At 73.2% G+C, this 8,082-nt stretch carries 5 protein-coding genes; 1 reads left to right on the forward strand and 4 read right to left on the reverse strand.

Going from position 1 to position 8,082, the window contains the following annotated elements; all coding sequences use genetic code 11:
• Positions 1 to 1,163, forward strand: a 1,163-nt coding sequence (locus BKE38_RS27605; protein WP_131829754.1) for a DUF3458 domain-containing protein, incomplete at its 5' end; no start/stop codon positions are given.
• Between the two features lie 54 nt (positions 1,164 to 1,217).
• Here BKE38_RS27605 and BKE38_RS27610 read toward each other — a convergent pair.
• From BKE38_RS27610 to BKE38_RS27625, 4 genes are all read right to left on the reverse strand, one after another.
• Positions 1,218 to 2,513 carry a capsule biosynthesis protein gene (locus tag BKE38_RS27610; RefSeq protein WP_076960381.1) on the reverse strand — a complete coding sequence of 432 codons (1,296 nt, stop codon included), beginning with the start codon at positions 2,511 to 2,513 and terminating at the stop codon, positions 1,218 to 1,220.
• A gap of 108 nt (positions 2,514 to 2,621) precedes the next feature.
• Positions 2,622 to 3,440, reverse strand: a complete 819-nt coding sequence (locus BKE38_RS27615; protein WP_076960382.1) for a formyl transferase — start codon at positions 3,438 to 3,440, stop codon at positions 2,622 to 2,624.
• Positions 3,440 to 4,762: an aminotransferase class I/II-fold pyridoxal phosphate-dependent enzyme gene (locus BKE38_RS27620; protein WP_076960383.1), complete on the reverse strand. Its 1,323-nt coding sequence runs from the start codon at positions 4,760 to 4,762 to the stop codon at positions 3,440 to 3,442. The genes BKE38_RS27615 and BKE38_RS27620 overlap by 1 nt, the downstream gene beginning before the upstream one ends.
• A 63-nt stretch (positions 4,763 to 4,825) precedes the next feature.
• The coding region (locus BKE38_RS27625) for an SDR family NAD(P)-dependent oxidoreductase (protein ID WP_131829755.1) at positions 4,826 to 8,082 on the reverse strand (3,257 nt) is incomplete at its 5' end.

Consider the following 8,082-nt stretch of genomic DNA (forward strand, 5'->3'; position numbering starts at 1 on the left):
AGGCCGAGAAGCTGCCGGTGCCGATCCCCGTCGCCTTCGGCCTGATCGCGCCGGACGGCACGGAAATTCCCGGCGCCGGCATGATGCTGCTGGAGGAAACCGAACAGAAATTCACCTTCGACGGGCTGGACGAAAAGCCGGTGCCCTCGCTGCTGCGCGGCTATTCGGCGCCGGTGCGGCTGAAGGGGCTGTCGCTCGACCAGCTCGGCTTCCTCGCCGCCCATGACAGCGATCCCTTCGTCCGCTGGGATTCGGCGCAGCAGTACCTGACCGCCGAGATGCTGCGCCTGGTCGAGGACCTCCGCGGCCAGCGCCCCTTGGCGCTGCCCGAGGGCGTCGCCGCCATCATCGCCAGCCTGCTCGACCGTGCCGAGGCCGACCCCGCCTTCGCCGCCGAGGCCCTGCCGCTGCCCTCCGAGGACTTCGTTGCCGACCAGATGCCGGTGGCCGACCCCGAGGCCATCCACGCCGTCCGCCGCTTCCTGCGCCAGTCGCTCGGCCAGCGTTTCGCCGCGCAGTTCGCCGGGCTGCATGACCGCCTGGCCGATCCCGGCCCCTATCGCATCGACGGCGCGTCGATCGGTCGCCGCGCGCTGCGCAACGCGGCGCTGGCCTATCTCGGCGCCGGCGGCGGCGCGCAGGACCGGGCGGAGACGCAGTTCGACACGGCCACCAACATGACCGACCAGCTGGCGGCATTGCGGGCGCTCGCCGATGCCGACGGCCCCGCCCGCGACAAGGCCCTGGCCGGCTTCCACGCCCGCTGGAAGGCCGAGCCGCTGGTGCTGGACAAGTGGTTCACCATCCAGGCCATGGCCGACCGGCCGCAGGTGCTGACGGAAATCCGCGCCCTGGCCGGGCACCCGGACTTCGACCTGCGCAACCCGAACCGCGTGCGCTCCCTGGTCGGCGCCTTCGCGGCCGGCAACCCCGCGGCGTTCCACGACGCCTCGGGTGAGGGCTATCGCTTCCTGGCCGACATGGTCATCGCGCTCGACGCGGTGAACACCCAGGTGGCGGCGCGCATGGTCTCACCGCTGGGAGCCTGGAAGCGGCAGGACGCCAATCGCGGGGCCAAGATGAAGGAAGAGCTGCAGCGCATCGCGGCACGGCCGGGGCTGAGCAAGGGGACCTACGAGAAGGTCTCGAAGGCGCTGGCGTAAAAGAAAGCAAGAGACGGCCGGGGGGAGAGTATCCCCCCGGACCCCGCCTTCAGTTCAGTCCCACGGGCGCGGTGCGGCGGTCGCCGGCATCTCGGGATCGGTGGGGAACATCAGGCCGTCGTCCGGCACGTTCAGCACGCCATGATGCAGGCGATGCACGGCACCCTTCACGGCGACATCCAACCCAGGCCGATTGTAGTAGACGCCGCGGATATGCAGGCTGTGCGCGATGCACCGCAGAAAGCCTTCGCGCAGCGGGATCTCGGGCGGCGTCGCCTCGGTCCAGAAATGGTCCAGCGTGCCCGGGAAGACCAGGCCGGGAATGCGGTAGATCGCCTCGCCCAGCGCGAAGGTCGGCGTGTGGTCGATGATCGAGCGCAGCCCCACCGTGCTGTTCACCGTCACCACGCCCTGCACCTGCTCGACGATGGCGCCCAGATTGCCGCCGCCCAGGTAATGCATCCGGTCCGGAATGCCCGCCGCCGCGGCGATCCCCCGCGTCCGCCGCTTCCAGTTCTTCAGCCCCGGATCCAGCGGATGCACCTTCACCAGCAGATGCGCATTCTTCGGCGCATGGGCAGCGAAGCTCTCGGCGATCTCGCGCAGCGCCGTGTCCAGGTCGGGATACTTGGAATAGGCGCGGATGGAGAAATCCGACTCCATCTGCATCGCCATCAGGAACAGCGGCCCGGTGCCCGACAGCTGGTGCAGGATGCGGTCCGCCCGACGATTATCCGCGGACCGATGCAGCAGCCGCCAGCCCACGCCGAGGTAGTAGGTCAGCGGGTGCTGCAGCAGATGCGTCTCGTAATGCGGGAAGGGCCAGGGCATCCGGCTGCTGAGGTGGTACAGCATGTCCCACATCGCCTGCCGCCTGAAATTGTCGCGGTGGCGGATGGTCAGGTCCGGCGGCGGCAGGGCGGCGCCGATGCGCACGATCTCCTCCGGGTCGCGGGTGAAGCGGCTGGCGGCGTTCATGCCGTCCTGCTCCAGCACGATCCAGTCGGGGCGGATATAGCCGAAATCGGTGGCCGCCACCCGCACTCCGCGCGCATGGGCGGCGGCGATGGCGATCTTGTTGTAGCTGCGCTGCTCGCCCAGCAGCACCATGTCGGTGATGCGGTGCTGGTCGAGGAAGCCCTCGATGAAGGCCGGCCATTCCGCCAGCCGGCCGCGGAAGTCGACGGCACCGGGCCCGCGCCAGAAGAGCCGGTCGCCCAGGTTCAGGTTGATGCGGTGCACCGCATGGCCCAGCGCCCGCAGCCCGGCGCCCACCTCGTCGAAGAAGGGGGTGATGGGACCTTGCAGGAACAGGAAGCGCTTCGGGGCCGGGGCGTCGGAACTTGGCATCAGGCGGGCGCGCGTTCTCTGCTCAGGTGGTGAGGCGGGCAGTCTGGGAGCCGGGCATGGCGGGAACAGGGCACAGCGCCGATGCTCTCCGACCCGTGACCTGCCGTGTCAGCCAACCGGCGAAGTGAAGGCCCGCCGCCAGTCGTCCCATCCGACCAGCCGGTGCCCCCCCCGCGCCGCTTCCCGCAATGCCCTGGCCGAGGGAAAGGGGCAATAGGCCAGCACGGGCGGAACCATTTCGGGAAACCCTCTGCCCTGAGCCATCTCCGCAAGAATGCGCGTGGCCAGCTGCCCCCCCAGCCCATGCAGCAGCCGCGCCGCGGCAATGGCGCTGGTGCCCGGCGGCAGGTCCAGGGAGTCCTGCGCCAGGATGCCGCCCGCGTCGATCCGCGGCACCATCCGGTGCACGGTCACGCCAAAGCTGGAATTCTCCTGCATCGCCCAGAAGGTCGGCACCGGCCCGCGATGCCGCGGCAGCAGCCCGGGGTGGATGTTGATCCCGCCCCCCGGCACCCGCGCCAGGGTCTCGCCATTGAGGATCTGATCGAAGTGGAACGACACGATCACATCCGGGTGAGTCTTTTCCAGAAGCGCGGCGAAATTCGGTCCGTTGACGTCCTCGATCGCCTCCAGCGGGATCGCGTGCCGCCGGGCGAAACGGGTCAGCGCGCCGATCCCCAGCGCCCGGCGGATGTCGCCCACCGTCTGCGGCACGCCGTAGCCGGCCAGCAGGAACGGAAAGAAGCCGGGGCCGGAGCGGCGCCAATGCGCCCGCGTCTGCCCCCACATCCCCCCCATCGCCGAGCGATAGGGGATCGAGCGGCCGATCAGCACGATCTGCCCGGCATGGGCGCGGGCGAAGTCCAGCACCGGCCCGGCCGAGAGCGCGCTTTCCAGCGTCAGCAGCGCGATGCGGAGGGGGCGCATCAGCCGAGGCCGGGCAGCTTCTCCACCCGGCCCACGCTGGCGACGGCGGCGACCACCGCCTCGACGGTGCGGTCCAGGTCTTCTTCCGTGTGCTCGGAGGAGAGGAAGAAGCGCAGCCGCGCCGACTGCTCGGGCACGGCGGGGAAGACCACGGTCTGCACCGCCACGCCGCGCTCCAGCAGGGCGCCGGCGACCTTGGCCGTGCGCAGCGAGGAGCCCAGGACCACCGGCACGATGGCCGAGCCGATGCTGGCCCCGGTGTCGAAGCCGCGCGCCTTCAACCGGTCGCGCAGCCCGGCGCCATTGGCCTGGAGACGCGCCACGCGCTCCGGCTCGGCCTGGAAGATGCGCAGCGCGGCCAGCGCCGCGGCGGCCAGCGGCGGGGCGAGGCCCACCGAATAGACCGAGCCGGGGACGGTGTGGCGCAGCCAGTCGATGACGTCGGCGCGCGCCGCGATATAGCCGCCGCAGGAGGACAGGGTCTTCGACAGCGTGCCCATCCACAGGTCGACGCCGGCCGGGTCGAGCCCTTGGGCCTCGGCGACGCCGCGGCCGGTGGGGCCGATGGCGCCCAGGCTATGGGCCTCGTCGACCATCAGCCAGGCGTCGTGGCGCCGGGCGATCTCGACGCAGCGGGCCAGGTCTGGGATGTCGCCATCCATGCTGTAATGGCCTTCGACCAGCAGCATGGCGCGCTGGCCGCCGCGGCGGGCCGAGGCCATCTCGCGCTCGGCGGCGGCCATGTCGTTGTGGGCGAAGGGGATGCGGCGGGCGCCCGACAGGCGGATGCCTTCGGTGCAGGAATTATGGATGGCCGCGTCGTGCACCACGATGTCGCGCGGGCCCATCAGATGGCCGATTGTGGTGACGTTGGTGGCGTGGCCGGAGACGAAGGTCAGCGCCGCCTCGGCGCCGTGCAGGGCGGCGAGCTCGCGTTCCAGCTCCAGGTGCAGGGCGCGCTCGCCGGAGGTGATGCGCGAGCCGGAGGGCGAGGTGCCGTAGCGGGAGACGGCGTCGCGGGCGGCTTCCTGGACGCGCGGGTCGCCGTTCAGGCCGAGGTAGTTGTAGCTGGCGTAGTTGATGACCTCGCGGCCTTCGATCGAGCTGTGGGCCCCGGCCAGCCCGTCATGGGCGACGAAGAGAGGGCTGCGCAGCTCCAGCGATTCCATGGCGGCCTTCAGCAGGGCGAAGTCGCGCATGCCGGGCAGGGTGGTGAAGTCGCGGGCGCTGCCGGCGTCGGGGCGGGGCGCTTCGCTGCTGCGCCGCTTCGACAGCCGCGCCAGCAGGGCGAGACGTGCCGTCGTGGAAAGACCACCGCTCATTGTGATGATTGCTTTCTGACAGAAAGAAGATGGGGGTCTGGGGGAATTCCTTCCCCCAGCCTTTTATTCTGCCGCCTGCGCCGTCTGCGGCGCTTCGGTCGGCTCGTATTGCTCCACCAGCTGAGCGATCGCGTCCTCGGGCTTCTGCTGCCCGGCCAGCCCGTCCGACAGTTTCCGGGCCAGCACTTCGATGGTCAGGTCCTCGGTGACCGAGGCGAGCGGCACCGGCATGGCCAGCCGCTGCTCCAGCGCGCCGCGCAGCTCCAGCCCGCCCAGGCTGTCGAGGCCGAGCCCCGCCACCGGCGCATCCGCCGGCACGGCCTCGGGCGGCAGGCGCAGGATGCGGGCGATCTCTTCCTGGACGACGGCGCGGAGCAGGCTGCGCTGCTCCTCCGGGGCCAGGGTCAACAGATGGGCGCGCAGGTCGCCGGCGTCGATGGCCTGCTCGCTGCGGCCGCGGACGGCGGCGAAGATGGGCTCTTCCAGGATGGGCAACACCATCCGCGCCTCGCGCCAGCCGATGCGGGCGATGCCCAGCACCGGGGCGCCGCTGGCCAGCATGGCCGGCAGGGCGGAGAGCGCCTCGGCCGCCGCCATGGCGTCGACGCCGAGGCGGCGGGCCAGGGTCTCGGCGGTGGCCGTGTTGCCGGCGAGGATGCCGGCGTCCGCAATCGGGCCCCAGCCGACGGCCAGCGCCGGGCGGCCGGCGGCCTGGCGGCGGCGCGCCAGGGCCTCGAGGCCCATATTGGCGGCGACGTAGTTGGCCTGGCCCGGATTGCCCATGGCGGTGGTCGCCGAGGAGAACATCAGGAAGAGCTGCAGCGGGTCGCGCCGGGTCAGCTTGTCCAGGTGCCGCGCGGCGTCGAGCTTGGGGGCGATGACGCTGGCGAAGCGGCGCTCGTCCAGCGCGGTCGCGGCCGCGTCGTCGAAGATGGCGGCGGCCTGGACGACGCCGACGAGCGGCGGACCCTCGGCGCGGATGGCGGCGAGGGATGCCGCCAGCTGCGCCTCGTCGGTGGCGTCGGCGGCGTGGAAGGTGGCGCGGGCGCCCAGCGCCGCCAGCGTCTTCAGCGCGGCCTCGGCCCCCGGGGTGGTGCCGCCGCGGCGCGACAGCAGCGCCAGGTGGGTGGCGCCGCGGGCGGCCAGCCACTTGGCGCATTCGAAGCCGAAGCCCTGGGTGCCGCCGACGACCAGGATGGTGCCTTCGGGCGGGGCCCAGCCGGCTTCCTCGCCTTCCTGCGGGACGGCGGGCGGGGTGAGCACCAGCTTGCCGATATGCGCGCTGGCCTGGAGGGTGCGGAAGGCGGTCTCCACCTCGCCGGCCTGGCAGCGGGCATAGGGCAGCGGGTGCAGCGCGCCGGAGGCGAGGCGCGCGCCGATCTCGGCCAGCAGGGCCTGGGCGATCTCGGGGCGGGCCTTGGGCAGCTGGTCCACGTCCACGCCGAAATAGGTCAGGTTGTGGCGATAGGGGCGGAGGCCCACGCGGCGGTTCTCGAAGAAGTCGCGCTTGCCCAATTCGACGAAGCGGCCGAAGGGTTTGACGAGTCCCAGCGTCCTTTCCATGGCGTCACCCGCCAAGGAATTCAGGACCACGTCAACGCCCTCCGGCCAGGCGGCGCGCAGCTGGTCGGCGAAGCCGGGGTCGCGGGAATCCAGCACCAGCTCGGCGCCGGCGGCGCGCAGGAAGGCGCGCTTGGCCGGGCTGCCGGCGGTGGCGGCGACGCGGGCGCCGGCGGCACGCGCCACCTGCAGCGCGGCGAGGCCCACGGCGCCGGCGCCGCCATGCACCAGCACGGTCTCGCCGGGGCGGAGATTGGCGCAGCGCTCCAGCGCATAGACCGCGGTCAGGAAGGCGACCGGCACGGTGGCGGCGGCGGCGAAGCCCAGGCCGCGCGGCAGCCGGGCGATGGCCGAGGCATGGGTGCGCACCCGGCTGGCCAGCGCCGCCGGCGCGAAGCCGAAGACCGCCTCGCCGGGGGCGTAGCCGCTGGCGGGGCCGGCCTGCTCGACCACGCCGGCCATTTCCATACCCAGCGTCGGGCCGGCGAAGCCCAGCAGCAGGGCTTCCTCCGGCAGCAGGCCCTGGGCCCACATCAGGTCGCGGAAGTTGAGGCCGGAGGCCTCGACGCGGATGATGACCTCCTGGGCACCCGGGGCGGGCAGCTCGATCGCCTCCCATCCCAGGCTGCCGAGCTGGCCCGGCTGGCGGATCACCAGCTTGGACGGGCCGCGCGGCGCCTCGGACAGGCCCTGGGCGCGCAGGCGCGGGGCCAGGCGGGCGGCGGGGGCCAGGTTGAGCTCGGGCTCGCGGCCGGAGTCGGGGCCGATCAGCTCGGGCAGCAGCCGGGCGGCGGCGGCATCGGCGTCGAGGGCCGCGGACAGGCCGATGCGGCGCGGCTTCAGCTCCGCCATCTCATTGGCCAGCACGCGGACCAGCCCGTGCAGGGCGGCCGCTTCCGGCTCGACCAGCGCGTCGTTGGAGACCAGGCAGAAGCCACCAGCGCGACCGCGGGCGGCCTCGGCCAGCGCCGTCACCTGGGCGAGCGTCGCCGGCAGGGCGTCGGGCGCGGGGGCGGCCAGTGCCAGGACCAGGGCGCCAGCCAGGTTGCGCGGCGCCTGGCGCTGCGCCGCGGCCAGCGGATGGCTGGTGACTCGGGCGCCGGCGGCGGCCAAGGCCTGGGCCAGGGCCTCGGCCCGGCTGGCGCTGGCGAAGTCGGCATGGATCTGCACGGGCTGGGCCAGCGTCGGCGGCTCGGCCGGCGCGGCGACGGCCACCGGGGCCACGGCGGCGACCGAGGTGGCGCGGGCGGCGACCAGCAGCGCCGGCCATGGCGCGGCGTTCAGCGGCTGGGCAGCCAGGCGCGACCAGCCGGGGGCATTGCCGGCGGCTTCCCAGTCCTTGGCCTCGGGCAGCGGCGAGGCGCCGTCTTCCCACCAGGCCGGGTCCTGGCCGCAGGCGAAGTCCCAGGCGCGGCCGGGCAGCGGCTCGGCCAGCAGCAGGGCGCCGCGGCCGGAGAGCAGCGCGGCGGCGGCGGGCAGGATGCCGGCGCCGCGGCGGCTGCGGGCGCCGGCAGCCAGGCCGACGACCAGATCGGCCTGCAGCAGCGCGGGCGCCGGGCCGGTCATGTCCCAGGCCTCGTGGCCGAATTCGACATTGGCAGCATGCGGCGGGATGGCGGCGGCGCGGGTGTCGCCGGGGGCCGCCGTCGCGGTGTAGCGGACGCGGCGGCCGCTGGCGCCGAGCACGGCCACCAGCGCCCGGGTCAGCGGGCCGTTATGGGCGCCGAGCTCGACCACGCGCAGCGCGCGGTCTTCCGGCC

This window comes from Teichococcus deserti, assembly GCF_001982615.1.
GTDB classification, from domain to species: Bacteria; Pseudomonadota; Alphaproteobacteria; order Acetobacterales; family Acetobacteraceae; genus Pseudoroseomonas; species Pseudoroseomonas deserti.